Source organism: Nonomuraea sp. MTCD27 (assembly GCF_041950495.1).
GTDB lineage: Bacteria > Actinomycetota > Actinomycetes > Streptosporangiales > Streptosporangiaceae > Nonomuraea.
Genome location: NZ_JBGNUW010000009.1, coordinates 81,267 through 104,147, shown reverse-complemented (window position 1 = coordinate 104,147; position 22,881 = coordinate 81,267). Strand labels below are relative to the sequence as shown.

General features: G+C 73.3%; 23 protein-coding genes. 14 read left to right on the top strand and 9 right to left on the bottom strand.

Annotation, left to right across the window (positions count from 1 at the left end):
* Positions 1–3: 3 nt before the first annotated feature.
* Complete coding sequence (locus ACBJ59_RS26270; protein WP_375112909.1) at positions 4–1,506, bottom strand: FAD-dependent monooxygenase; 1,503 nt, start codon at positions 1,504–1,506, stop codon at positions 4–6.
* 51 nt (positions 1,507–1,557) lie between these two features.
* On the opposite strand from ACBJ59_RS26270, the gene ACBJ59_RS26265 reads away from it, so the two are divergent.
* The 7 genes from ACBJ59_RS26265 to ACBJ59_RS26235 all read left to right on the top strand — a co-directional run bounded on the left by ACBJ59_RS26265 (position 1,558) and on the right by ACBJ59_RS26235 (position 5,704).
* On the top strand, positions 1,558–1,761 hold the full coding sequence (locus ACBJ59_RS26265; protein ID WP_375112908.1) for a hypothetical protein: 204 nt from the start codon (positions 1,558–1,560) through the stop codon (positions 1,759–1,761).
* Between the two features lie 10 nt (positions 1,762–1,771).
* Positions 1,772–2,227, top strand: coding sequence for a Clp protease N-terminal domain-containing protein (locus tag ACBJ59_RS26260; RefSeq protein ID WP_375112907.1), 456 nt, complete (start codon positions 1,772–1,774; stop codon positions 2,225–2,227).
* A gap of 104 nt (positions 2,228–2,331) precedes the next feature.
* The gene (locus ACBJ59_RS26255; protein ID WP_364119168.1) at positions 2,332–2,703 is read left to right on the top strand and encodes a VOC family protein; all 372 of its coding nucleotides are present in this window, start codon (positions 2,332–2,334) and stop codon (positions 2,701–2,703) included.
* Between the two features lie 166 nt (positions 2,704–2,869).
* The gene (locus ACBJ59_RS26250) at positions 2,870–3,160 is read left to right on the top strand and encodes a hypothetical protein (RefSeq protein WP_375112906.1); all 291 of its coding nucleotides are present in this window, start codon (positions 2,870–2,872) and stop codon (positions 3,158–3,160) included.
* Between the two features lie 90 nt (positions 3,161–3,250).
* Positions 3,251–3,376 carry a hypothetical protein gene (locus tag ACBJ59_RS26245; RefSeq protein WP_375112905.1) on the top strand — a complete coding sequence of 42 codons (126 nt, stop codon included), beginning with the start codon at positions 3,251–3,253 and terminating at the stop codon, positions 3,374–3,376.
* Positions 3,373–4,263 carry a sulfite exporter TauE/SafE family protein gene (locus ACBJ59_RS26240; protein ID WP_375113180.1) on the top strand — a complete coding sequence of 297 codons (891 nt, stop codon included), beginning with the start codon at positions 3,373–3,375 and terminating at the stop codon, positions 4,261–4,263. The genes ACBJ59_RS26245 and ACBJ59_RS26240 overlap by 4 nt, the downstream gene beginning before the upstream one ends.
* A gap of 55 nt (positions 4,264–4,318) precedes the next feature.
* Positions 4,319–5,704 (top strand): tetratricopeptide repeat protein, encoded by a 1,386-nt coding sequence (locus ACBJ59_RS26235; RefSeq protein ID WP_375112904.1) that lies wholly within the window; start codon positions 4,319–4,321, stop codon positions 5,702–5,704.
* Here ACBJ59_RS26235 and ACBJ59_RS26230 read toward each other — a convergent pair.
* From ACBJ59_RS26230 to ACBJ59_RS26220, 3 genes are all read right to left on the bottom strand, one after another.
* Positions 5,701–6,069, bottom strand: coding sequence for a VOC family protein (locus tag ACBJ59_RS26230; RefSeq protein WP_375112903.1), 369 nt, complete (start codon positions 6,067–6,069; stop codon positions 5,701–5,703). The genes ACBJ59_RS26235 and ACBJ59_RS26230 overlap by 4 nt on opposite strands.
* A 61-nt stretch (positions 6,070–6,130) precedes the next feature.
* On the bottom strand, positions 6,131–7,240 hold the full coding sequence (gene ald / locus ACBJ59_RS26225; protein ID WP_364119182.1) for an alanine dehydrogenase: 1,110 nt from the start codon (positions 7,238–7,240) through the stop codon (positions 6,131–6,133).
* 67 nt (positions 7,241–7,307) lie between these two features.
* Entirely contained in the window at positions 7,308–8,690 is a 1,383-nt protein-coding gene (locus tag ACBJ59_RS26220) for an aspartate aminotransferase family protein (protein ID WP_375112902.1), read from the bottom strand.
* 271 nt (positions 8,691–8,961) lie between these two features.
* On the opposite strand from ACBJ59_RS26220, the gene ACBJ59_RS26215 reads away from it, so the two are divergent.
* Positions 8,962–10,317: a dipeptidase gene (locus ACBJ59_RS26215; RefSeq protein WP_375112901.1), complete on the top strand. Its 1,356-nt coding sequence runs from the start codon at positions 8,962–8,964 to the stop codon at positions 10,315–10,317.
* 357 nt (positions 10,318–10,674) lie between these two features.
* A complete protein-coding gene (locus ACBJ59_RS26210; RefSeq protein ID WP_375112900.1) occupies positions 10,675–10,881 on the top strand; it encodes a hypothetical protein in 207 nt (68 codons plus the stop codon).
* Here the strand turns inward: ACBJ59_RS26210 and ACBJ59_RS26205 are convergent, their stop codons facing one another.
* On the bottom strand, positions 10,882–11,415 hold the full coding sequence (locus ACBJ59_RS26205) for a TetR/AcrR family transcriptional regulator (RefSeq protein ID WP_375112899.1): 534 nt from the start codon (positions 11,413–11,415) through the stop codon (positions 10,882–10,884). It abuts the gene before it with no gap.
* Positions 11,416–11,505: 90 nt separating this feature from the next.
* Here ACBJ59_RS26205 and ACBJ59_RS26200 point away from each other — a divergent pair, with 90 nt between their 5' ends.
* Positions 11,506–11,907 carry an ester cyclase gene (locus tag ACBJ59_RS26200; protein WP_364119198.1) on the top strand — a complete coding sequence of 134 codons (402 nt, stop codon included), beginning with the start codon at positions 11,506–11,508 and terminating at the stop codon, positions 11,905–11,907.
* Here the strand turns inward: ACBJ59_RS26200 and ACBJ59_RS26195 are convergent.
* The 3 genes from ACBJ59_RS26195 to ACBJ59_RS26185 form a co-directional block, all read right to left on the bottom strand.
* Positions 11,901–12,092 (bottom strand): hypothetical protein, encoded by a 192-nt coding sequence (locus tag ACBJ59_RS26195; RefSeq protein WP_375112898.1) that lies wholly within the window; start codon positions 12,090–12,092, stop codon positions 11,901–11,903. The genes ACBJ59_RS26200 and ACBJ59_RS26195 overlap by 7 nt on opposite strands.
* A 26-nt stretch (positions 12,093–12,118) precedes the next feature.
* Positions 12,119–12,709 (bottom strand): ArsR/SmtB family transcription factor, encoded by a 591-nt coding sequence (locus ACBJ59_RS26190; protein WP_375112897.1) that lies wholly within the window; start codon positions 12,707–12,709, stop codon positions 12,119–12,121.
* A gap of 486 nt (positions 12,710–13,195) precedes the next feature.
* Positions 13,196–13,696, bottom strand: a complete 501-nt coding sequence (locus ACBJ59_RS26185; protein ID WP_375112896.1) for a pyridoxamine 5'-phosphate oxidase family protein — start codon at positions 13,694–13,696, stop codon at positions 13,196–13,198.
* Between the two features lie 107 nt (positions 13,697–13,803).
* On the opposite strand from ACBJ59_RS26185, the gene ACBJ59_RS26180 reads away from it, so the two are divergent.
* Entirely contained in the window at positions 13,804–14,451 is a 648-nt protein-coding gene (locus tag ACBJ59_RS26180; RefSeq protein WP_375112895.1) for an alpha/beta fold hydrolase, read from the top strand.
* Here ACBJ59_RS26180 and ACBJ59_RS26175 read toward each other — a convergent pair.
* On the bottom strand, positions 14,430–14,960 hold the full coding sequence (locus ACBJ59_RS26175) for a cysteine dioxygenase (protein ID WP_375112894.1): 531 nt from the start codon (positions 14,958–14,960) through the stop codon (positions 14,430–14,432). The two genes, ACBJ59_RS26180 and ACBJ59_RS26175, sit on opposite strands and share 22 nt — an antisense overlap.
* 110 nt (positions 14,961–15,070) lie before the next feature.
* On the opposite strand from ACBJ59_RS26175, the gene ACBJ59_RS26170 reads away from it, so the two are divergent.
* From ACBJ59_RS26170 to ACBJ59_RS26160, 3 genes are all read left to right on the top strand, one after another.
* Complete coding sequence (locus ACBJ59_RS26170; protein ID WP_375112893.1) at positions 15,071–15,931, top strand: LysR family transcriptional regulator; 861 nt, start codon at positions 15,071–15,073, stop codon at positions 15,929–15,931.
* A gap of 21 nt (positions 15,932–15,952) precedes the next feature.
* On the top strand, positions 15,953–16,579 hold the full coding sequence (locus ACBJ59_RS26165) for a LysE family translocator (protein WP_375112892.1): 627 nt from the start codon (positions 15,953–15,955) through the stop codon (positions 16,577–16,579).
* A gap of 98 nt (positions 16,580–16,677) precedes the next feature.
* The gene (locus tag ACBJ59_RS26160; RefSeq protein ID WP_375112891.1) at positions 16,678–22,881 is read left to right on the top strand and encodes a hypothetical protein; all 6,204 of its coding nucleotides are present in this window, start codon (positions 16,678–16,680) and stop codon (positions 22,879–22,881) included.

Here is a 22,881-nt window from a genome sequence, read left to right as displayed (position 1 = left end):
GGGTCACCTCTGGTGGGCGGTGGCGAGACCGAACCACTCCTCGGCCGCCTCCGCCAGCCCCTCGGCGCCCGCCCAGGCCACGTAGCCGTCCGGGCGGATCAGCAGCGTGTCGGCGGGCGGGTCGTCGCAGCGGGCCCTGACCACGTCGATCCAGTCGTCGTCCAGCTCGGCCCCGCCGCCCAGGTCGAGCAGCACGGGCCGGGCCGCGTGCATCAGCTCGGCCGCCCGTCCCCCGCCGGCCAGCGCCAGGTCCGGCAGGAACCGGCCGACCAGCGGATGCGCGGCGCCTTCAGCAGCGGCCTCCGGGTGCCCGGCATCCCCGGGCTCGGGGGCGGCGCCACCGGTGGGTCCGTACCGCAGGCCGGAGTCGGTCAGCAGCGCGGCCAGGTGGCGGGCCGGCTGGTCGAAGGCGAACACCTCGGCGAGCAGCGCCCGCAGCGCCACGCCGTCCTCGCCCTCGACCCGGTCGATCGCCGCCTGCGCCCGGGTCTGCATGAGCGTGCGCTCGGCGACCGGCCGGCGCTCGGCCTCGTACGTGTCGAGCAGCGCGTCCGGCACCCGCCCGCGCAGCCTGGCGGCCAGCTTCCAGCCGAGGTTGGCCGCGTCCGTCATGCCCACGTTGAGCGCCGACCCGCCCGCCGGGAACAGGTGGGCGGCGTCGCCCGCGAGGAACACCCGCCCGGCCCGGTACCGCTCGGCGAGCCTGGCCTGCGCGACCGTGCTCGACAGCCAGATCGGCTCGCCGAGCGGCACGTCCATGCCCAGCACGCGGCGGACGGCGGCCCGGAAGTCCTCCAGCGTCACGGGGCCGTCCGCGAGGTCGCCCCGCTCCCGCACGCCGGCGACGAGCACGCCGTCGTGGAGCGAGGTGAGCAGCACGCGACCGCCCGGCCCGCGGTTCCAGCCCGGCTGGAGCCCGTCCCCCTCCAGGGACTCGAACACCTTCATGTCGGCCTTGAAGTGACCGATCAGCAGCCCCTCCTCGTCGGTGGTGCCGAGGAAGGCGATCCCGGCCCCCTCGCGTACGAGGCTGCGCGCGCCGTCGCAGCCGACCGCGTACCGGGCCCGGAGCGGCGCGCGACCGCCGCCGTCCGCGACGTCGAGCGTCACCCCTTCCTCGTCCTGGGAGAGCGACAGCACCTCGCACCCCCGCCTGACTTCGACCCCGAGCTCCCGTGCCCGCTCGGCCAGCAGCCGCTCCAGCCTCGGCTGCTGGATCAGCAGCAGCCGCAGCGGACTGTCGTCGATCCCGTCGAAGCGCAGCGGCACCGACCCGAACGGGAACCCCGGCGCCCGCCCCGCGAACGGGCTGCCCTCGCTGAACCGCTCCAGCAGCCCTCTGTGGTCGAGCAACTCGACGACCTGCCCGCCCAGCCCGTTGGCCTTGGGCAGCTCGCTCGGCTCGGCCCTCTTCTCCAGCACGATCGGGCGGACTCCGGCCAGGCTCAGCTCGCACGCGAGCATCAGCCCCACGGGTCCGGCCCCTACGATCAGCACATCCTCCATGCCTGTCAGGCTAGATTGACAAATTCGCACCTGTCAAGCTAGCCTGACAACGTGGACGTTACAGAGCTGTCCGAGCGGATCCGGGCCAACGACCCGGCGACGGGCCTGCGGGCGGTCGGCGCCCTGCACCGGCTGGCCGAGCAGGTCGAGGCGGTGTCCGTGGCGCTGGCCAGGGAGCAGGGCTGGACCTGGGAGCAGATCGGCGACGCGCTCGGCATGTCACGGCAGTCGGTGCACGCCAAATACGGGAAGTGAGGTGCTGACGATGTTCGGCAGGCAGAAGAGCCCGGTCACGGTGATCATCAAGGCCGCGTTCGAGGAGGCCCGGCTGCGCGGCGACCGGCGGATGGGCACCGAGCACCTGCTGCTCGGCCTCCTCCACCACGAGGAGTCCGCGCGGGCGCTGGGCACCGACGTGGCCTCCGCCCGCGCGGCGCTGGACGAGCTCGACCGGGCGGCGCTGCGCATGCTGGGCCTGGAGGTCGGCGACGCGCCCAAGACGCCGCGCAAGCACCCGGCCGTCCCCGGCACCGCGCTCACCTCCAGCGCGCGTGCCGTGCTCAACCAGGCCATCAAGGCCACGACGATGCGGACCAGGGACGCGGAGACGCCCCGGCACCTGGCGCTCGGCCTGCTGGCGCAGGCCCGGCCCGACCCGGCCGCGCAGGTCATCGACCAGCTCGGCATCGACCGTACGACCGTACGCAGCCGGATCGTATGACCAAATTTGGTTGAATGCCGGGCCCGGCCGCTGAAAAGGTCGAAGAATGCCGCGCGCGTACGAGGATCCGATCCGGGAGAGGCACGTCGAGGCGAGGAGGCCCGATGGCCAGGCTGCATGACGTGGTGGTGGACTGCCGGCACCCGGCCTCGCTGGCCCGGTTCTGGGCGGCGGTGCTCGACGGCTACGCCGTGGCGCCCTATGACGAGACCGAGCTCGCGCGGCTGCGCGAGGAAGGGGTCCTCGACCCGGAGGACGATCCGACCGTGCTGGTCGACGGCGGATCGCCGCGGCTGTGGTTCCAGCGGGTGCCCGAGCGCAAGATCGTCAAGAACCGGCTCCACCTCGACCTGCGCGCCGACGACCTCGACAGCGAGATCGACCGGCTGATCGGGCTCGGCGCCAAGCTGCTGACCACGCACGACGACTGGGTCGTGCTGGCCGACCCCGAGGGCAACGAGTTCTGCCTGGCCTGACCGGCCCCCGCCCTGAGGACGACGAGACGCGCCGGGGCGCTACCCCAGCCGTCGTACGGCCCGCCCGCCCGAGCACTCCCCGGGGCGGAGCGCGAACAGAGCCCCACATCCGATTCGTCATGTCCTCCGCCGGCGGACCCTGGAGGTACGAACCAAGGAGGAGAACATGAACACCATCGCCCAATGGGCGCCGCACTGGGGCGGCGCCGGCGGCTTCTCGCCGATCTTCCCGGTCATCTGGGGGCTGCTCTGGGTCTCGCTCATCGCGGTGGCCGTCACGGGCTGGCGGAAGGGCTGGTGGGGCCCGCGCCGCGCGCACGCCACCGCGGCCAACGCTCCGGCGGCCTCGCCGACCGCGTCCGCCGAGCAGATCCTGGCCGAGAGGTACGCACGCGGTGAGATGACCGATGACGAATACTTCGAAAGGATGTCCGTTCTCAGGGGCGGATCCTCCTAAACATCACTAAGGGTGTAACAAGTGTCACTGGCCGCATCCATGGAGTCGCGTTACGTTTCGGAGACGGCTTCGTCGAGAGTGGGGACAAGCATGCGGTCCATCGCCGAGCTCTGCGGCCAGTGCCAGGTGATCATCACTGACGCCCCCGACCCCTTCGGCCCGATCGTGGCGGCCGCCAGGAGCGGGTCTCCGGCCGACCTGGCGCTCGTCCGCTGAGCGGGCAGACCCTCACCCTGCTGGCCGGCGGGCTCGCCGCGGGCCTGGTCGCGGGCACCGCCACCTGCACGGCGGCGCAGGGCGGGCTACTGATGGGCCTCGTCGACGGCTCCCGCGGGCGTGATCCCGCGCTGGTGGGCTGGTTCCTGGCGGGGCGGCTGGTGTCGTACACCGCTGTGGGGGCGCTGCTCGGGCTGCTCGGCTCGGCCGTCGCCCTGCCGCCGCAGGCGCGGGCGGCGCTGCTCGTCGCGGCCGGGCTCACGGTCATCGTCTTCGCCATCAGGCTCATGCGGCGCGGGCGCGCCGGCTGCGCGCCCGCGGAGCCGGCGGCTCCGTCCCGGTACAAGGCCCCCCTGCTGGGCGCGGCCACGATCCTGGTGCCCTGCGGGGTGACGCTCGGCATCGAGATGCTCGCCATCTCCAGCGGCTCCCCGGCGGCGGGGGCGGCGGCCATGGCGGGGTTCGTCGTCGGCACCGCGCCGGCGTTCGCGCTGCTCGGATACCTCCTGCGGCGCATCTCCCGGACCAGGCTGGCCCGGGTGGCCGGGGTCGTGGCGATCGCCGCCGGGCTCTGGACCGCCGGGGCCGGGATCAACCTGGGCGGCTGGGTCTCCACCGCCGCTCCCGAGGCGGCCGGCCCGCCCGCGCGGTCGGTCACCGTGTGGGCGACGCGGGAGGGCTACCGGCCGGCCATGGTGTCGGCGCGGGCCGGGGTGCCCGTCGAGGTGGTCTTCAAGCTGGCGGACCGGGGCTGCGCCGGCACCGTCTCGATCGCCGGGCGCGACGTCGCCCTGCCGGCCACCGTCCGGCTGCCGCCGCAACCGCCCGGCCGGCTGCGGTACGCGTGCGGAATGGGCATGTACACCGGGTTCATCGACTTCTCGTAGAGCCTTGTCGGCGATTACGGTTCGCGATCGGGCGATCACGTGCCAGTCTGTCGCCATGGCCTGGCAAGGAGAGGTGGCGGCGCCGGCCGTACCGGCGCCGCGCGTGGGAGACGAGCCCGAGCTGCTGGCCGCGGCGCGCGCGGGCGACGCGCAGGCCGCGCACCGGCTCGGCAAGCTCTACGCCCAGCACGGCGACCGCGCGGCGGCCAAGCTCTGGTGGGAGCTGGCGGCCGCGGGCGGCAACGTCGACAGCGCCTACAACCTGGGCATCTGGCACGAGAAACACGGCAGCCTGGAGGAGGCCGTCACCTGGTACGAAGCCGCCGCCGGCACCGGCGACGCCGAGGCTGCCACGAACCTGGCCACGCTCCTGCTGGAGCAGCGCGGCGACGCCGAGGCGGCCAGGGCCTGGTTCGAGATCGGGGCCACGGGCGGGTCCAGGACGGCCGCCCGCAGGCTGGCCCTGATGTACGAGGACGCGGGCGAGCCGGGCACGGCGCGCGAGTGGCACCGCCGGGCGGCCACGGACGGTGACGCGGCCTCCGCCCACGACCTGGGCTTCCTGGCCTACGCGGCGGGCGAGGAGGAGGAGACCGTGCACTGGTGGGAGTGCGCGGCCAGGGGCGGCCACGCCGAGTCGGCGTACTGCATGGGCCTCTACCTGCACGCCAGCCGCGACCCCGAGGGCGCCGAGGCCTACTACCGGCTGGCCGCGCGCAGCGAGCATCCCGGCGCGGCCTCGCGGCTGGGCGGGGTCGCGCTGTCCCGGGGCGACCTGCGTACGGCGCGGGGCTGGTACGAGCAGGCGGCCGCCGCCGGGCGGGCGGAGGACCAGCGGATGGCCGGCTTCGTCTGCGTGGAGCTCGGCGACACGGCGGCGGCCAGCCACTGGTTCGGCCGGGCGGCGGCCGGCGGGGACGCCGAGGCGGCCTTCAACTACGGCCTGCTGCTCATCGCCGAGTTCGGCGACCTGGCGGGCGGGCAGCACTGGTTCCGGCAGGCGGCCGAGGCCGGGCACCACGGGGCCGCGGTCGAGCTGGGCGGGCTGCTGTCGGTGGCCGGGGAGCACGGGGAGGCGCAGGAGTGGCTGGCGGATCCGCCGCCGCCCGCCTGGGGCCGGCACGCCGAGCCCGAACTGACCGCCAGGGCCGAGCTGGCCGCGGCGGCCATCGCGCGCCGGGGCGGTGTCCCGCTGGCGGTGGCCGACCTGGCCGAGGTGCTGGGCACGTGGGACCTGGTGACCAGGCCGCTGCACAACCACTCCGACGTGTTCGCGTGGCTGGCGGCGCGGAGCGGGGTGCACATGAGCGCGGTCGAGCACCTGGCGTCGGTGCGCGGCACGCTGGTGCGCCCCGGCAGCGCGCCGTGGCCGAGCCCGAACGAGCTCGAGCACGTGCTGGCCACCGCCCGCGACCTGCGGCGGCGCCTGGGCGTGCGCTAGCTCTGGCCCAGATGGAACAGGTTGCCGTCGTCGTCGGTGAACACGGCCGACCAGCCCCACGGCTGCCGCGTGGGCTCCTGGGTGAACACCACGCCGCGCCCCGCCAGCTCCCGGTGCGTCTTGACGATGTCGTCGGCCTGGAACAGAACGTAGTTGGGCATGTCCTTGACCAGCGCCGGCCCGTCGGGATCGGCCTTGCTGATCACCAGGCGGGTGCCGCCGCCGGGCGGCTGCACCTCGATCCAGCGGTCATCGCCGTACGGCATGTCGCGGGTGACCTCGAAGCCCACCTTGCCCGACCAGAAGTCGACCGCCCGCTGCTGGTCCGCGACGTAGATGGTGACCTGGCTGATGCTGAGCGCCATCGCTGCCTCTCAAGGATGGTGGAGGGTACGGTGGCGCCACCGTACCCTCCACCGCCGACAATCAGACGAGCTCGGCGACCGGGGTGTAGGCCAGGCCGAGCGCCTCGGCGACCGGCTCGTTGGTGAGCAGGCCGTCGTGCGTGTTGAGCCCGGCCGCCAGGCCGGCGTCGACCTTCAGGGCCTCGCGCCAGCCCAGGTTGGCCAGCTTGACCGCGTACGGGAGGGTCGCGTTGGTCAGGGCGTACGTGGAGGTGTTGGCCACGGAGCCCGGCATGTTGGCCACGCAGTAGAAGACCGACTCGTGCACCTTGTACGTCGGCTCCGCGTGCGTGGTCGGACGCGAGTCCTCGAAGCAGCCACCCTGGTCGATGGCGATGTCGACGAGCACCGAGCCCGGCTTCATGCGCGCGACCAGGTCGTTGGAGACCAGCGTCGGGGCCTTGGCGCCGGGGATCAGCACCGCGCCGATGACCAGGTCGGCCTGCAGGACCTCCTGCTCGATCGCGTACCGCGTGGAGACCAGCGTCTTGAGCCGGCCCTGGTAGATGGCGTCGATGAAGCGCAGCCGGTCGATGTTGGTGTCGAGGACGGTGACCTCGGCACCCATGCCGACGGCGATCTGGGCGGCGTTCAGCCCGGAGACGCCGCCGCCGATCACGACCACCTTCGCCGGGGCCACGCCGGGCACGCCGCCCGGCAGGACGCCCCGGCCGCCGTTGAAGCGCATCAGGTTGTACGCGCCCACCTGCGGCGCCAGCCGGCCCGCGACCTCCGACATCGGGGCGAGCAGCGGCAGGGCGTTGCCCACCTGCACGGTCTCGTACGCGATGCCCGTGGTCCGGGCGCCGAGCAGGGCGTCGGTGCAGGGGCGGGAGGCGGCCAGGTGCAGGTACGTGAACAGCACCAGCCCCTCGCGCAGCCGGTGGTACTCCTCGGCGATCGGCTCCTTCACCTTGAGCACCATGTCCGCCTCGGCCCACACGGCGTCGGCGCTATCGATGATCTTCGCGCCCGCCGCGAGGTACTCCTCGTCCGTGATCTGCGAGCCCAGGCCCGCGCCCCGCTGTACGGTGACGTCGTGCCCGTTGCGCACCAGCTCGTGCACGCCCGCCGGGGTGGCGGCGACGCGATATTCGTGGTTTTTGACCTCGGCTGGGACGCCGATCTTCATTGCGGTGGATCCTTTCGGGAACCGGCACTTCGTCGTACCGGATTGAGGGGTGGTTCTCAGGCGGGGCCTAGAGGCGCGCCCACGCCTCGGTGAGCACGCCGCGGAGGATCGACCCGATCTCGTCGAACTCCTTCTGGCCGGCGATGAGCGGCGGAGCGAGCTGGATGACGGGGTCGCCGCGGTCGTCGGCGCGGCAGTAGAGGCCGGCGTCGAACAGCGCCTTCGACAGGAAGCCGCGCAGCAGCCGCTCGGACTCGGCCGCGTCGAACGTCTCCTTCGTGGCCTTGTCCTTGACCAGCTCGATGCCCCAGAAGTAGCCGGAGCCGCGCACGTCGCCGACGATCGGCAGGTCGCGCAGGTCGTCGAGGGTCTGCTTGAACAGGGGCTCGTTCTTCGTCACGTGGCCGAGCAGGTCCTCGCGCTCGAAGATGTCGAGGTTGGCCAGGGCCACGGCCGCGGAGACCGGGTGCCCGCCGAAGGTGTAGCCGTGGGCGAACATGGTGTCGCCGTCCTTGAACGGCTCGAACAGCCGCTCGTGCGCGATCATGGCGCCGATGGGCGAGTAGCCGCTGGTCATGCCCTTGGCGCAGGTGATGATGTCAGGCACGTAGTCGAACTTCTGGCCGCCGAACATGGTGCCCAGCCGGCCGAAGGCGCAGATGACCTCGTCGGAGACGAGCAGCACGTCGTACTCGTCGCAGATCTCGCGCAGGCGCTGGAAGTAGCCGGGAGGCGGCGGGAAGCAACCGCCGGCGTTCTGGACGGGCTCGGCGAAGACGGCGGCCACCGTGTCGGGGCCCTCCATCTCGATGGCGCGGGCCACCCGGTCGGCGGCCCAGATGCCGTACTGCTCGGGCGTCATGCCCGGGACACCGGTGATCTCGTCGGCGCGGTAGTGGTTGGTGTTGGGCACGCGGACCGAGCCCGGCACGAGGGGCTCGAACATCTGCTTGAACGCCGGGATGCCGGTGATCGACAGCGCGCCCTGCGGGGTGCCGTGATAGGCGATCTGGCGGCTGATGACCTTGTGCTTGAGCGGCTTGCCGACGAGCTTGTAGTACTGCTTGGCCAGCTTCCAGGCGGTCTCGACCGCCTCGCCGCCGCCCGTGGTGAAGAAGACGCGGTTCAGCTCGCCGGGAGTGTGGGAGGCCAGTCGCTGGGCCAGCTCGGCCGCCTTGGGGTGGGCGTAGGACCACAGCGGGAAGAACGCCAGCTCCTGGGCCTGCTTGGCGGCGGCCTCGGCCAGCTCCTGGCGACCGTGGCCCACCTGGACCACGAACAGCCCGGCCAGGCCGTCGAGGTAGCGCTTGCCGTGGATGTCGTAGACGTACGATCCCTCACCGCGCACGATGGTCGGGATCTCGGACTGTTCGTAGGCACTGTGCCTGGTGAAGTGCAACCACAGGTTGTCCTGCGCGGCCTTCAGGACGTCGTGTTCCGGCTGCGTCATGGTTATCTTCCCTCGTGTCTAAACTCCCCACAGTCTGCATGCTCACCTGCGGTTTGCCAAGCGAATCGGTCGCAGCACTATGCAAGAAAATCGAGATCCGCAGAACCGGTATGTAACAACAACGAAATCCGCAGTAGATTAGCGCGCGGGTCAAGGCTGTGCCCGCCCCGTTCCCGCAGCGTGGGGGCTGTTGTGATCCAATGAGAGCAAACTGCTGTCAACCGCTATGAATTGTTGTTAACCGTTAGAACAACCCCCGGGGGACCGTCCCGTGACTCCTGAACAGATCGAGAGCGCTGTCTCCGCCGCGATGCCACAGGCCATCGAGGAGCTCAAGCGGCTCGCCGCCATTCCCTCCGTGGCCTTCCCCGGGCACCCGGAAGAGCCCGTGTTCGCCGCCGCCGCCATGACGGAGGAGCTCCTGCGCTCCACCGGCCTGCCGCGCGTGCAGCAGGTTGCCGTCGAGGGCAGCTTCCCCGCCGTCTACGGCGAGGCGCCCGCGCCTCCCGGCATGCCCACGGTCCTGCTCTACGCGCACTACGACGTGCAGCCGGCGGGCGACCCGGCCACGTGGCGGACGCCGCCGTTCGAGCCGACCCTGATCGACGGCCGCCTGTACGGGCGGGGCTGCGCGGACGACAAGTCGGGCGTCATCTCGCACGTCACCGCCCTGCGCGCCTTCCAGGGCCGGTTCCCGGTGGGCATCAAGGTCATCATCGAGGGCCAGGAGGAATACGCGGGCGACCGGCTGGAGGCGTTCGTCGAGCGCAACCCCGACCTGCTGCGGGCCGACGCCATCGTGGTGGCCGACACCGGCAACCCGCGCGTGGGCGACCCAGCGGTCACGACCTCGCTGCGCGGGATGGCCGCCTTCACGATCGAGGTCCGTACGCTGCGGGAGGCCCTGCACAGCGGCTCGTTCGGCGGGGCGGCCCCCGACGCGCTGGCCGCGCTCATGCGCATGCTGACCTCGCTGCACGACGACAACGGCGACATCCGCGTGCCGGGGCTGCCCCGGGGTTCGTTCCTCGGGCACGGGCCGTCGGAGGAGGAGTTCAGGAAGACGGCCGGGGTGCTGGACGGGGTGTCTCTGGTGGGCTCGGGCTCGCTGGCGGACCGGCTGTGGTCCTCGTACGCAATCACGGTCACGGGGCTGGACGTGCCGACGGTGTCGGGCGCGGTCAACGCCGTCCAGCCGGCGGCGCGGGCCCGGGTGACGGTGCGCGTGCCTCCGGCCGGCGACCCGAAGACGACGGTGAACGCGGTCGTGGAGTTCCTGCGCCAGGTGACGCCGTGGAACGTGCAGGTGTCGTTCGGGGACTTCACGGTCGGGTCGGGCTTCCAGGCCGACTCGGGCGGCAAGGCCCGCGCGGCCCTGAACCGCGCCATGGAGCGCGCCTTCGGCCGCCCGCCGCGCGACGTCGGCGCCGGGGGCTCGATCCCCCTCGTCAACACGCTGCTGAAGCAGTACCCGGCGGCGGAGATCCTGCTGTTCGGGGCGGAGGACGAGGAGGCGGCCATCCACGCGCCGAACGAGCGGGTGGACCTGGAGGAGCTGCGCAGGGTGGCGACCACCGAGGCGCTGTTCCTGCAGGAGCTGAGCCTGCCCTCGGCCCTGGGCGTTTAGTCCCCCTCCCGCACCGTCAGCCCACCCGGTTACCGGGTGGGCTGATCGTTTTTGGAACCGCCGTCCCTGTTCGTGGCAATTACTCGTGTCATGACCAGAGACACCCGAGAGGCAAGACATGCGACACGAGAGCCGGGCGGGCGGCGGTGGCGCGGTGGACGCGGTGCCCCGGCACGAGCCCGAGCGGTTCGCCACCTTGTTCGTCGACCACGCTCCCGAGCTCAAGCATTACGTCGTGCGGCGGCTGGGCGTGGAACCGGCCGACGACATCGTCGCCGAGACGTTCGCCGTGGCCCTGCAGCGCCTGGACACGTACGACCGCGGCCTCGGTGGCGGGCGCTGGCCAGGATCCCGCACGTGTCGGTCGAGCCGGGCACCACCGACCTGGACGGGCGCCGGGGCGTCGGGGTGGCGTTCGACGCCGGGGACGGTGTCAAGGCGTACTACGTCCTCGATCCGGAGGACTACCACTACATGGGAGTGAAGGTGGTGAACGACGGCGAGGTCGTGGGGATGTCGGTGCTCGGGTCGGGCATCGTGGACCGGGCGGGCGACGTGCCGTGATCAGGCCCGCCAGTTCACCAGGGACAGCAGGCGCTCGGCCTGGGCCCGGTCCGCGGCGGCCAGGGTGATGCCCCTGACGAGTGTGAGCAGGTCGCGTACGTCCAGGTCCGCGCGTACGTCACCGGCTCGTTGGGCCTCCTCCAGCAGCCCTGAGGCGGCGCCGAGCATCGATCGATGCCACTCGGCGTGCCGGGCCGTCTCGTGGGAGGCGGCCAGGGCCAGGTCGCGCTTGGTGGTGAGGTGGTCCATGAACCGCCGCAGCCACTCGTGCAGCGCCTCCCGCGGCGAGCCGGCCGCCCGCAGCTCCTCCGCGCCGGCGCAGAGCTGGGCCACCTCGTCGGCGTAGACGGCGACGAGCAGGTCGGAGCGGGTGGGGAAATGCCGGTACATGGTGGCGTTCCCGACTCCGGCGCGGCGGGCGACCTCGTCCAGCGGCGCGTCGGTGCCGCGTTCGGCGAACACCCGGGCCGCCGCGGCCAGCAGCAGGTCGCGATTGCGCTGCGCATCCGCCCGCAGCGGGCGAGACGATCCCATCTGACTCCTTGCTAAGTGGGGAAGTCCCCGGTTACTGTAGCCGATAACCATAAACGGGGAGTTCCCCACTTAGCTGGAAGGAGGGTCGCCATGACGGCTGCGGAGGTGCATCGGCGGATCCTGGAGCTCTACCCGGAGGCGCTGGCCGGGCGGATGGACGAGGCGCTCGCCCTCATCGACCCCGACGTGATCGACCATCGGGGCGGCACCGACGGCGACCACCACGGACTGGCGGCGTGGCGGGAGAAGTGGGAGCGGACGGCCTCCGGGGAGACGGGCTTCCACGACGTCTCGGTCGAGGTCGAGCAGAACGTGCACGACGGCGACCTGTCGGCCAACGTCTACCTCAGCCGGGGCACCCACACCGCCTCGGGCCGGCGTTACGAGGTGCGCGGGATGGACCTGATCCGCGTACGGGACGGCCGGATCGTGGAGCACTGGGCCATCAGGGACACGGTGGCCATGGGCCACCAGCTCGGGCTCGCTCAGTAGTCGACGGCCCGGCGCTGCACGAGCCGCAGGCCCACCGCCACCAGCGCCCAGCCCAGCCGCGCCTCCCAGGCCCGGACCGCCGGGCCCGGGGCTGCGGCGGTCCGGGTGAGGCGGTGGCGTTCGGCGTCGGCTCGCAGCTCGCGGGCCCGGACCCGCTCAACGTACAGGTATAAGTCCGGATTCATCGGCTCTCTCCTCCCGATCAGGGCCGTCAGGTACGGAACGGGAAGCCGTACGTGTGCACGGCCACGTTCTCCCGGCCCTCCGTGTCGCCCGCCTCCCGCGCCGCCTCGCCGCGCCGCCGCCAGCTCCGGACCAGCGCGTTGAGCTCCTCCCCCATCTCGTCCAGTTCGGCGGCCGTGAGCGCCAGCCAGTGCTCGGAGCTGAAGGCCGCGTGGCGCCAGTCGTCGCTCCAGGCGGACTTCGTGTCGAGATAGCTCTGGTACAGCTCGCCGCGCTGGCGGGCGAACACGCGCGAGACCGCGGTGTGGACGGCGGCGCGCTCGGGGCCGTCGCTGAAGTCCTCTTCCCTGGTGGCGATGCCGGTGGCGGCCGGCCGCCACCAGCGCTCTCTGGCGTCCCCGCCGCGGCCCTCGGCCTCCTCGATGATCCCGTGCGCGGCCAGCTTGCGCAGGTGGTAGCTGACCAGCGACACCGCCTCGTCCACCTGCTCGGCGAGTTGCGAGGCGGTCGCCGCGCCGGCGACGTGGAGCGCGCGGTAGAGCTGGATGCGCAGCGGGTGACCCAGGGCCTTGAGCGTGTCGAGGTCCTTGACGCGATGGGTCTTCTCGGTGGGGGCCATGACAGCAGAGTAGATAGAAAAGAAAATTTGCGCAATATAGTTTGCGCAAATTACGTTTCGGATCTCCGGAGGATCCGGAAACGCCGGGGAAACGGCGAACGCGATTGCATCTCACACGTCAGATCGTCACCGGCGAAAGGGATCCTGTGGCCCCGCAGCAATCCTCATCCGGCCGTCAGCCGTCGCGCCGGGCGGCACTCGGGCTGGCCGGCGCCGTTCCGCTGGCCGCCGGCGGCCTGCTCGCGTCCTCCGGCGCGGCCCGGGCGAGCACCCCTCCCGCGGGCTCCAGGCGTACGGGCCCGTCGCCCCCATCTACGACAACCAGCGGATCATCACCCACGGCGGCGGCGCGGGCGGCATCTCGACGAGCTGGTCGATCTACCTCGACCTCGACTGGACGGCGGTCATCCTGAGCAACTACGACCTGCGGAGCATCGAGCGCGTCATCGCCCTGGAAAGGCGCCTCATCACGGGCGCCTGAGCGGCTCAGAACCGCCAGCGCGTCTGCGCGTAGTCGCCCTTGCGGAAGCCCAGCACCTTGGCCGGCGCCACCTCGAAGACCAGGGCCACCCCGCCGGCGGAGTTCACGAACCCCTCGTCGGCGATCTCGAAGTGCCACTCGCTGGTGTACTTGGCCTCCCAGGCATCGGCCAGCCGCTTGAGCTTGCCGGGGTCCGTGACCCGCTCCGCGACGCCCTCCACCACCAGGTCCAGGCCCTCGTGCAGGGCGCTGGCTCCGGTGGTGAGCGCGCATTTGCGGTTGGCCTCCAGGTTCCTGGCCTTCTGCTCCTCGGCACCCGTGCAGAAGTAGAGCGCGTCGTCCTGCCAGACGGCCAGCAGCGTGGAGACGTGCGGGCGGCCGTCGGCGCGTACGGTGCTCAGCCAGTACGTCTCCGCGCGCTCCAGCTGGTCGCGGGCCTCGGCCCAGGACGTCGGGGCGGCGTTCTCGGCGCTGAAGCGGGCGTCCAGCCGGGTGGTCGGTTCCATGGTCACTCCTTCGGTGCGGCGGTCGTCAATGGACAGACCTGGCCGGCGCCGGGAACTCATCGGCCGGGGCAGGATGGGGTGTCGCCTGACTTCGGAGGTATCGCAATATGGCCACGTTCGCGCTGATCCACGGTGGCGGGGGTTCCGCCTGGGACTGGCACCTACTGGAGCCCGAGCTACGCGGTCGCGGGCATGACGTGGTGGCGGTGGACCTGCCGGTCGAGGACGAGAACGCGGGCCTGCTCGACCACGCCGACACCGTGGTCGAAGCCGTCGGGGGCCGCCGCGACCTGGTCGTCGTGGCGCATTCGTGGGGCGGGTTCGTCGGGCCGCTCGTCTGCGCGCGGACGCCTGCCGAGCTCCTGGTGCTGGTCACGGCCATGGTCCCGGTCCCCGGCGAGCCGCCGTCCGAGTGGTGGGGCAACACGGGATTCGAGCAGGCGGAGATGGACACGGTCGAGCTGTTCCTGCACGACGTGCCCAAGGAGCTCGCCGAGGAGTGCCTGTCCCGGGGGCGCTCCCATGCGGACAAGGCGGTGCTGGAGCCGTGGCCGCTGGGCGCGTGGCCGGACGTGCCGACCAGATTCCTGCTGTGCCGGGACGACCGGTTCTTCACCCCCGAGTTCATGCGCCGGGTCGTGCGCGACCGGCTCGGCATCACGCCCGACGAGATCGGCGGCGGCCACGCTCCCATGCTGGCGAGGCCCCGGGAGCTGGCCGACCGGCTGGAGGGTTACCTGACCGGGAGGTCGTAGACCCGGCGTACGCTGCTGCCGAGCCTGGCCACGTCGGCCCCGTACACGTGCAGCGACACCCCGACCTCCGCGCTGGTGTTGCGTACCTTGTGGATGTCCCCGGGCGGCGCGAACCCGCTGACCTCGCCCGGCCGGTTGTCGGCCCGCCCGATCTCCACGAGGTGGTCGCCCATGTCGCGGTAGAGCGTCTCGTGCTCGATCCCGCTGAGGATGCCGAACGTGCACCACGAGACGTGGTCGTGGATCACCGTGTCCTGGCCGGGCCGCCACACGACGCCGACGATGGAGAAGCCCTCCTCGGCGTGCAGCACGTGGCTGGCGTACCGGTCGGGCGAGCCCGCGCGTTCCTCGGGCGTCAGGATGTCGCGCCCGGGGAGGTGGTCGCGCAGCAGGGCGGCGACGGCGAGGGCGGTCTCGCGGCGGCCGAGCCGGCGGTCGACGATCCGCGACACCCCCGCCACGAGGATGCCGAGCCCGGGTCTGGTGGCTGTGGTTACGGCGACATTCATGGTATTCCCCTAGGGAAAATCAGCAATCGGCCTTCCCCTTTCACGGTCCTGCATTTCGACCGATAGGTCCAACAGAAGTCTTCTGGTCGATCTATAGATACGATTGATGAATGCTCGACGTCGTACGCCTGCGCGTCCTCGTCGCGGTGGCCCGCAAGGGCTCGCTGACCGCGGCGGCCAAGGAGCTGCACTATTCACAGCCCTCGGTCAGCCACCACCTGGCCCGGCTGGAGGCGGAGACCGGGGCCAAGCTCGTCCAGCGCGCCGGGCGCGGCATCCGGCTCACGGAGGCGGGGCGGCTGCTGGCCGAGCGGGCCGCGGAGATCATCGGCCGCCTCGACGCCACCGCCGAGGAACTGGCCGCGCACGTGGGGCTGCGCTCCGGGCGGGTGCGGCTGGCGGCCTTCCCGTCCGCGCTGGGGACGTTCATCCCCAAGGCGGCCAGGTTGCTGGCCGGCGCGCATCCTGGGCTTCGCCTGCAGCTCACCGAGACCGAGCCGCCGGAGGCGCTGCGGCTGCTGCGCGCCGGGCGGGTGGACGTCGCGGTCATGTTCCGCTACGACGACACCGCCCCCGAGGACAGCGGCATCCACATGGTGCACCTGCTCGACGACCCCAGCTACCTGGTGTCGAGCGGCCCCGCGGGCGGGCTGGCCGAGCACGCCGAGTCGGCCTGGATCGCCGGGTGCGACCGGTGCCGCAGCCACCTGCTCGACACCTGCGAGAAGGCGGGGTTCGAGCCGCGGATCGCCTTCACCAGCGACGACATCGTGGCCGTGCAGGCGCTGGTCGCGGCCGGGCTGGGGCTGACGATGCTGCCCGGGCTCGCGCTGGCCGCCCATCGCCACCCGGAGGTGGAGGTGGCGGAGGTGCCGGGGTCGACCAGGCACGTGTACGCCGCCGTCTACGGCGAGCCGCCACACCCGCCGGCCACCGAAGCGCTGCTGGCAGCCCTCCAGGAAAGCCTTTGACGCCACGCCTACCATGGCCCCATGCCGGACATTTCGACACTCGCCATATTCTGCGCGCTCACGCTCGGGTTGCTGGTGGTTCCCGGACCCGCGGTCCTCTACATCGTCACCCGGAGCGTCTCCCAGGGTCGCGGCGCCGGCCTGGTCTCCGTGCTCGGCGTCCACACCGGCTCGGTCGTCCACGTGGCGGCCGCGGCGCTGGGCATCAGCGCGCTGCTGGCGGCCTCGGCCACGGCGTTCACCGTGGTCAAGTACGTGGGCGTGGCCTACCTGGTCTGGCTCGGCGTGCGCCAGCTGATGCGCCGGGGCGACGGCGACGAGCCGATCGAGGTGAAGACGCAGTCGAGGCGGCGGCTGTTCTGGGAGGGGTTCGTGGTGAACGTGCTCAACCCCAAGACGGCCGTCTTCTTCGTGGCGTTCCTGCCGCATTTCACCAACCCGGAGGCGGGGCCGGTCGGGCCGCAGATCCTGCTGCTCGGGCTGTTGTGGATCGTCCTGGGCATGGCGTCGGACGGGACGTACGCGATGCTCGCCTCGGCCCTGGCGGGACGGGTACGCGGGTCGGCCCGCGTACGCCGGCGGCTGGATGTGGGCAGCGGGGTCGTCTACCTCGGGCTGGCGGCCTGGCTCACCACCGAGAAGGCCTGACAAGCCAGGAAATTTCCGGGCCATAGTGCGATAGTGAGATGAGATCAGACGCTGATCAGGGGGACGGCACGTCAGGACGTAGCTAAGAGGCGGACCTCATGGACACGCCACCGCACCGCCTCGGGCTCGAACGGGTCGTCGAGGTCTTCTCCGGTCACGCCGATCTGGTCGGCCTGACCGGTTCCGGATATGTGGTCGGTGCCGATCTGGTGCTGACCTCCGGTCACGTGATACGCCCTGGCGCGCCCTGCCACGTACGCGGGCCGGGGCCGGATCGGTGGGTGGCGGCCGAGCCGGTGTGGCGGGGGCGCGGCGGCGCGAACGCGGTGCTGCTCCGGGTGACCGAGCCGGTATGGGCGGACCTGCCCGGCATCGAGCGCACCCGATTCGCCAGGCCGGCGACCGGCGGAGCCCATCGCCTGCGCTGGCTGGCCGGGGGCTTCCCGCAGACGGGGCAGCGAGAAGGGGCGCGGAGCCCGGAGACGCTGGCCGGCCTGGTGGACGCACCGATGGGCGCGGTGTCGAAGACCCTGGCGGTCAGCGTGCTGAGCCCCGAACTCGAGTCGATGCCGGACTCGCTCTGGCACGGCATGTCGGGCGCCGCCCTGCTCGCCGAACCCGCCGGCCAGCTGATTGGCGTGATCGCCACCAGCCCCTCCGGGCACGCCCAACGCCACCTCGACGCCATCCCCGTGACCGCCCTGCTGGCCGACGAACGCTTCCGCGAGCTGGCGGCCGTCGCCCCCGGCCCTCCCGAGACCGTCGCGGGCGACCCCTCGCCGCCACTTCCCACCCTCCTGCAACCGGCCCGCGTGCGGCTGCCCCAGGACCGCCCGGACTGGACGCTGCTGATGGCACGCCACGCGGTGGTGCCGTTCCTGGGCCGGACCGAGGAGCTGGCGGAGCTGCGCGCGTGGGCCGCCGACCCGGCCCCGCTGTCGATCGCGGTCCTCACGGGACGCAGCGGGACGGGGAAGACCCGGCTGGCCGGCGAGCTGTGCGCGGAACTGGCGGAAGCGGGCTGGGACACGGGCTTCCTCCCCCTCGACGCCTTGGCGGGCCTGCCGGCCGGGACGCCGCCCGGCCCGCCGAGCGCCGTGTCGCCCGACGCGCTGCGACCCACCCTGATCGTCATCGACCGTCCCGAGCCGTCCCTCCCCCTCGTCGGCGAGCTGATCCGCAGGCTGGCCGAGCACGGGCACAACCCCCGCGTACGCCTCCTCCTGGCGGCCAGAGAGCCCGGCGAGCCGGACTGGTGGCGGCGGCTGGACACGGCGGCGGGCGGCCGGCTCAGACGGTTCAACAGCACGACGGTGCAGCTCAACGCCCACCCGCTCACGCTCACCGAGCGGACCGAGCACGCGTCGGCGGCCATGAAGGCGTTCGCGCCGAGCCGCGCCGCCCTCCCCTCCCCGCCCCGGCTCGACGACCCGGAGTACGGCCTCCCGCTCCACGTCCACCTGGCCGCCCTGCTGCGGCTGTGCGACGCGGACGGCGACGCGATCGGGCGGGTGGGAGGCGGCGACGGCCTGCTCGGCCGGTTCCTGGCACGCGAACGCGATCAGTGGGCCCGCGTCTGGCCGGACACGGGGGAACGCCTCGACGACGTGACAGCGCGGCAGGCCGTGGCGGTCCTCACGCTCACCGCCCCCTCCCCGGCCGAACTCCCCGGCCTCCTGATGGCCGTCCCCGGACTTCGCGGCACACCTCACCTCCGGAACGCGGCCGACTGGCTGGGCCGCGTCTTCCCGGGCCGGCGTGACCCCGCGGGCGCACCAGGCGCTCCCGATGACGGACGGCTGAGCCCGCTGGGGCCGGATCTCCTGGTCGAGGAGTTCCTGGCCGGGACGGAGAGCCTGGACGCGCTCGTACTCGCCGTCCACGACCAGGATGGCCGCACGGTCGGGCATCTCGTGCGCATGCTCGACGTCCTCCGGCTGTCGGCGGGTAGGGAGCGGGCCAGGGCGGCGCTGTGGTCGCTGGTCATCAGCCGGATCGGGAGGCTGGTCGCGGAGGCCGTGACCAACCCCGCGAGCCGGCTCGGCGACGTGCTCGACGCCGCGCTGCGGCTGTTCGCCACCGACCGGCAGCTCGCCGAGGCCGTGGCCGCGCTGCCGGCGGTGCGGGTGGAGGAGGCCGGGCTGGGGTCGCGGGCACTTGCCGTGACGCTCGCCGAGCTGGCTGTCCGGCACCGGCGGGCTCGGGGTGGTACGCGGGTCGCGCTGGCGGGGGCGCTGGCACGGTTGTCGGACAGCCTGGCCGCCGTGGGCAGGGTGGGCGAGGCGGTGGTCGCGGCGGCGGAGGCCGTGGAGGCGTACGCCGGCGCTCCTCCGTACGAGGAGGCGGCCGGGCGGGCGGAGGCGCTGTTCGGCCTGGGGGCATGCCTGCTGCTGGGCGGTGAGGCGGGGGGCGCGCTCAAGCCCGCGCAGGAGGCGGCGGCCCGGTTCCGCATCCTGGCCGAGGACGATCTCCGGTATTCGGAGCAGGCCGCGCGGGCGCATTACAACGTCGCCTGCGCGCTCCTGGGGACGGGACGGCTGGAGGAGGCTGTGGCGGCGTTCTCGGCGGCCGGTGGTGACGCCGATTTCGCGGCGAACGTGACGGGCGTCCTGTCCGTACTGCCCGGGACGGCCGCTGACCGGCACCCGGACGGTGAGGCGGCCACGGTCCCGCGGCCGCGCCCGGGCACGTCCGGCGACCGCCTGCCGCCGACGGGTTCCGGGGCCGATCCACCGGCCAGCCGGCTCATGGCCGTCGGGCAGCCGCCGGAGGCGCCCCTCGGCAGGACCCGCATGCAGGCGCCGGCCGGCGAGTCCGGCGCGCGGTCGCCCGTGGGCGAGACCGGCGCGCGGGCGTTCGCCGGCGGGGCGGGCTCGGTGTTCGAGCCGTGGCGGCCACCGCCGGGCCGGGCGGCGGCCGCGGGTTCCGTCCAGGCGTCCGAGCGGGGTGTGGCGGCGGTCTTCGGCGAGGTGCCGGAGCCGCTCGCCGTACAGGTGCCGGAGCCGCTGACGCCGTTCGAGGGGATCGGGGCCGGCGCGGCGCTGCCCGAGCTGGCCGCCTGCCTGGCCGTCGCCGCCACGTCCGCCGCCAAGGGCGTCGCCCCGACCGACAGGGACCTCGCCCACCGCCTGCATCTGCTCGCCGGCTGGCTGGAGACGCACGGCAGGCCGGCCGAAGCCCTCGCCCCGGCCGCCGAGGCCGTCTCCCGGCTGCGGGCGCTGGCGCGGGAGGAGCCCGGCCTGCGGGCCATGCTGGCCTCCGCCGCGGCCGTGCTCTCCAGGCTGCACGCCGGCCTGGAAGACCTGGACGCCGCCGTACGGTCCGCCGCCGAGGCGGTACGGAGCCTGCGGGCCCTCGTCACGCTCGAACCCGACGAGCACCGCCCCGCCCTGGCCGGGCAGTTGCTCGATCTCGGCGAGCTGCTGCTGATCGACGACCGGCCGGAAGAGGCGCTCGGGCCGCTGCAGGAGGCCATGACCGTGGCGGCCGAGCGGGACACGGCGGCACAGGCCACGGGCAGGCGGCTGCTCGGCCTCTGCCTGGACGAGCTGGGCCGGACCGCCGACGGCCTGGCGCAGCTGGAGATCGCCGCCGAGCTGTACGACGTGCTGGGTGCCGAGGAGGCCCATCGGTCCGAGGTGCGGGCCAGGTTGCGCAGGAGGCTGGAAGCCGGCCCGGCCGCCGGGGAGGAGGCCGCCGACGGGCAGCCGTGGCTGCTGGATCTGGTCATGAGGCGCTCGGACGCGGCGGGCGGGCACGAGGGGGCCGTCGGGCGGGCTGAGCGGCGGCTGGCGGCGTGCCGGGAGGCCGTCGAGGGAGCCGGTGCGCCGGGGATCGAGCAGATTCACGCTTATCTGTCGGCGCAGGCCGTGCTCGCCCGGGCCTGGGCGGATGCCGGGCGGGCCGGGGAAGGGTTCGCGCTGGCGATGCGGGCGGCCGAGCTGCTGGAGCGGCACGCCGCGCCCGACGGGCCGCACGCGATCGCCGTCGGCATGGTCGCCGCTGCCCTCGGCCGGTCGCTGGTGGTGCTGGGGCGCCACAAGGAGGCCATCCCTCACCTGCTCACCGCCATCGAGTCCTACGAGCCGCACGCCCAGACGAGCGCCGAGTTCCGTACCGAGCTGGCGGAGCTGATGATCCTCGAGACGGTCGCCCTGTCCCGCGCCGCCTGCCCGTCCGACGCGGAGGCGGCGGCCGACCGGCTGGTCGAGCTGTACGCCAAGCTCGTGGCGGAGGGCCTCGAACGTCCCGTCGCCCTGGCCGGGGCGCTGCGGCTGCAGGGCGGCATCCGGTTCACCCGGCAGGACCCCGAAGGCGCGCTTCGGTCCGTCACCCGCGCGCTCGACTTCACCCCCTCGCCGCCCGGCGACGGGGACCGGCTGGTCGCCGCCACCTGCCTGGAGCTCGGGGGGCTCTGCCTGGCCGAGCAGCACGAGAGCGAGGCGACCCGGACGCGGCTGGCCGCGGGCACCTCGGCGATGGCGCGGCTCGGGCAGCCCGTCCCCCACGATCTGGCCGGCGTGCACCTGCTGGCGCTGGTCCGGCTGGCCAGGTTGCGGGTGGAGGAGGAGGGCCCCGCCGCCGGAACCGATCTGTACGCGCAGATCCTGGACCTGCGGCCGCTTCCCGGGGCGGACGCGCTCGATGCCCTCGTCGAGGAGCTCGCCGGCGCGGTGGAGGGAGCGGCGGCCGAGCTGGTGGGGCCGCTCACGGCGTTCACGGAGGAGCTGGAGCGGGAGGTGCCGCTGACGGGCGCGCCCGAGACGTATGACCGGTACGGCCGGTGCCTGGCCGCGTTCAGTGCCGCGGCGGCGGAGGCGGGTGACACCGCGAGCGCCGTGGCGGGTGCGGAGCTGGCCGTGCGCGTCTACCGGGGGCTCGCCGCCGTTTCAGGGGTCTATCGGGAGCACCTCGGATCCGCCCTGGCCCGGCTGTCCGCGCTGGGTTCCCGGGAGGCCGAGGGCGGGCCGGGCGGGGGGCTTGCCGTCGTCGAGCAGGCCATCGTGCTGCTCGGCGAGCGCGAGGACCGTACGCTGGCCGAGGCCCTCAACCGGTACGCCGCCGAGCTGCTCGCCCAGGGCCGCCCCGTCGAGGCGCTGGCCCACTGCGAGCGGGCCGCCGACCTCTGTGACGAGCTGGACGACCCGGCCGTCGCCGCCGTCACCTACGCCCAGCTCGGCTCCACCCTGGCCGCGCTGGACCGCTCGCAGGCCGCGCTGGAGGCGATCGCCTGGTCGCTGGCCGAGCTGGACCGGGCCGAGGAGGCGGGGCGGGAGCTGCCGCGGGTGCGGGCGCGGGCGGTTCAGGTGCGGGGGCGGGTGCTGCGGGCGTTCGGCCGGGGGCAGGAGGCGATGGCGCACCTGGTGGAGGCCCTGCGGCTGTTCGGCGGGCTGGCGGAGCCGCTGGCCGCCGCCGAGACCGCCGCGCTGATCGCCGACGATCTCCTGGCCGACGGGCGCCCGCAGGAGGCCGCCGAGTACGCACGGATCGCCACGACCGGCCACGAACCGGGCACCGTGAAGCACGCCCTGGCCACCCAGCGGCTGGCCAGGTGTCACATGATGCTCGGCGAGCTCGGCGAGGCCAACGCGCTCGTGGAGGGCCTGATCCCGCTGGCCCGGCGGGCACCGGACGATCCGACCTACCGGGCGATCCTGGCCGACTCCCTGGCACAGAGCTCGGAGCTGCTCCCCCTGCTGCGGCTGGACGGCGGCGCGGAGGCCGAGGCCAGGGCGCGCGAGGCCATCGCGATCTACGACGAGCTGCTGGCCGCGGGCATGAACGCGCACGCCCTGCACACCAGCCGCGCCGGCGCCTGCCTCACCCTGGCCTCCGCGCTCAGGATGCGGGAGCTGGCGGCCAAGGCGATCCAGCCGCTGCGGGAGGCGGTGGCGGCGCTGGAGCGGTTCTCGCCGGACAATCCGATGCAGTCGGGGCTGCTGTCCCAGGCGATGCTCATGCTGGGGGACGCGCTGATGGAGGCGGGGCGGGCGCTGGAGGCCGGGCTCGTCTTCCACCGGAGCACCCAGGTGACGCGGGACGCGCTGGCCAGGGCCGTGGCGCACGCCCGCCTGGGCTTCTGCCAGTGGGAGCTGGGCCGGGACGACGCCGCGGAGGCCGCCCTGCGGGTCTCCGCGGACCTGCTGCGCGAGCTGCCCGCGGCCGAGGGCGGGCAGGGGCTGCTCCGGGACGTGCTGATCGGGCGGCTGAAGCTGCTGGAGACGGCCGGGGGCAGGGGTGAGGAGGCGAGGGCGGTCGAGGCCGAGCTGCGCCGGCTGAGCTCCCAGCGCCGCCCGACCTGA

Excerpts from the sequence above, each read along its gene's own strand:
- ACBJ59_RS26270 (WP_375112909.1), bottom strand. The coding sequence starts at position 1,506 with ATGGAGGATGTGCTGATCGTAGGGGCCGGACCCGTGGGGCTGATGCTC.
- ACBJ59_RS26260 (WP_375112907.1), top strand. The coding sequence starts at position 1,772 with ATGTTCGGCAGGCAGAAGAGCCCGGTCACGGTGATCATCAAGGCCGCG.
- ACBJ59_RS26255 (WP_364119168.1), top strand. The coding sequence starts at position 2,332 with ATGGCCAGGCTGCATGACGTGGTGGTGGACTGCCGGCACCCGGCCTCG.
- ACBJ59_RS26250 (WP_375112906.1), top strand. The coding sequence starts at position 2,870 with ATGAACACCATCGCCCAATGGGCGCCGCACTGGGGCGGCGCCGGCGGC.
- ACBJ59_RS26245 (WP_375112905.1), top strand. The coding sequence starts at position 3,251 with ATGCGGTCCATCGCCGAGCTCTGCGGCCAGTGCCAGGTGATCATCACT.
- ACBJ59_RS26235 (WP_375112904.1), top strand. The coding sequence starts at position 4,319 with ATGGCCTGGCAAGGAGAGGTGGCGGCGCCGGCCGTACCGGCGCCGCGC.
- ACBJ59_RS26230 (WP_375112903.1), bottom strand. The coding sequence starts at position 6,069 with ATGGCGCTCAGCATCAGCCAGGTCACCATCTACGTCGCGGACCAGCAG.
- ald (WP_364119182.1), bottom strand. The coding sequence starts at position 7,240 with ATGAAGATCGGCGTCCCAGCCGAGGTCAAAAACCACGAATATCGCGTC.
- ACBJ59_RS26220 (WP_375112902.1), bottom strand. The coding sequence starts at position 8,690 with ATGACGCAGCCGGAACACGACGTCCTGAAGGCCGCGCAGGACAACCTG.
- ACBJ59_RS26205 (WP_375112899.1), bottom strand. The coding sequence starts at position 11,415 with ATGGGATCGTCTCGCCCGCTGCGGGCGGATGCGCAGCGCAATCGCGAC.
- ACBJ59_RS26200 (WP_364119198.1), top strand. The coding sequence starts at position 11,506 with ATGACGGCTGCGGAGGTGCATCGGCGGATCCTGGAGCTCTACCCGGAG.
- ACBJ59_RS26195 (WP_375112898.1), bottom strand. The coding sequence starts at position 12,092 with ATGAATCCGGACTTATACCTGTACGTTGAGCGGGTCCGGGCCCGCGAG.
- ACBJ59_RS26190 (WP_375112897.1), bottom strand. The coding sequence starts at position 12,709 with ATGGCCCCCACCGAGAAGACCCATCGCGTCAAGGACCTCGACACGCTC.
- ACBJ59_RS26185 (WP_375112896.1), bottom strand. The coding sequence starts at position 13,696 with ATGGAACCGACCACCCGGCTGGACGCCCGCTTCAGCGCCGAGAACGCC.
- ACBJ59_RS26180 (WP_375112895.1), top strand. The coding sequence starts at position 13,804 with ATGGCCACGTTCGCGCTGATCCACGGTGGCGGGGGTTCCGCCTGGGAC.
- ACBJ59_RS26175 (WP_375112894.1), bottom strand. The coding sequence starts at position 14,960 with ATGAATGTCGCCGTAACCACAGCCACCAGACCCGGGCTCGGCATCCTC.
- ACBJ59_RS26170 (WP_375112893.1), top strand. The coding sequence starts at position 15,071 with ATGCTCGACGTCGTACGCCTGCGCGTCCTCGTCGCGGTGGCCCGCAAG.
- ACBJ59_RS26165 (WP_375112892.1), top strand. The coding sequence starts at position 15,953 with ATGCCGGACATTTCGACACTCGCCATATTCTGCGCGCTCACGCTCGGG.
- ACBJ59_RS26160 (WP_375112891.1), top strand. The coding sequence starts at position 16,678 with ATGGACACGCCACCGCACCGCCTCGGGCTCGAACGGGTCGTCGAGGTC.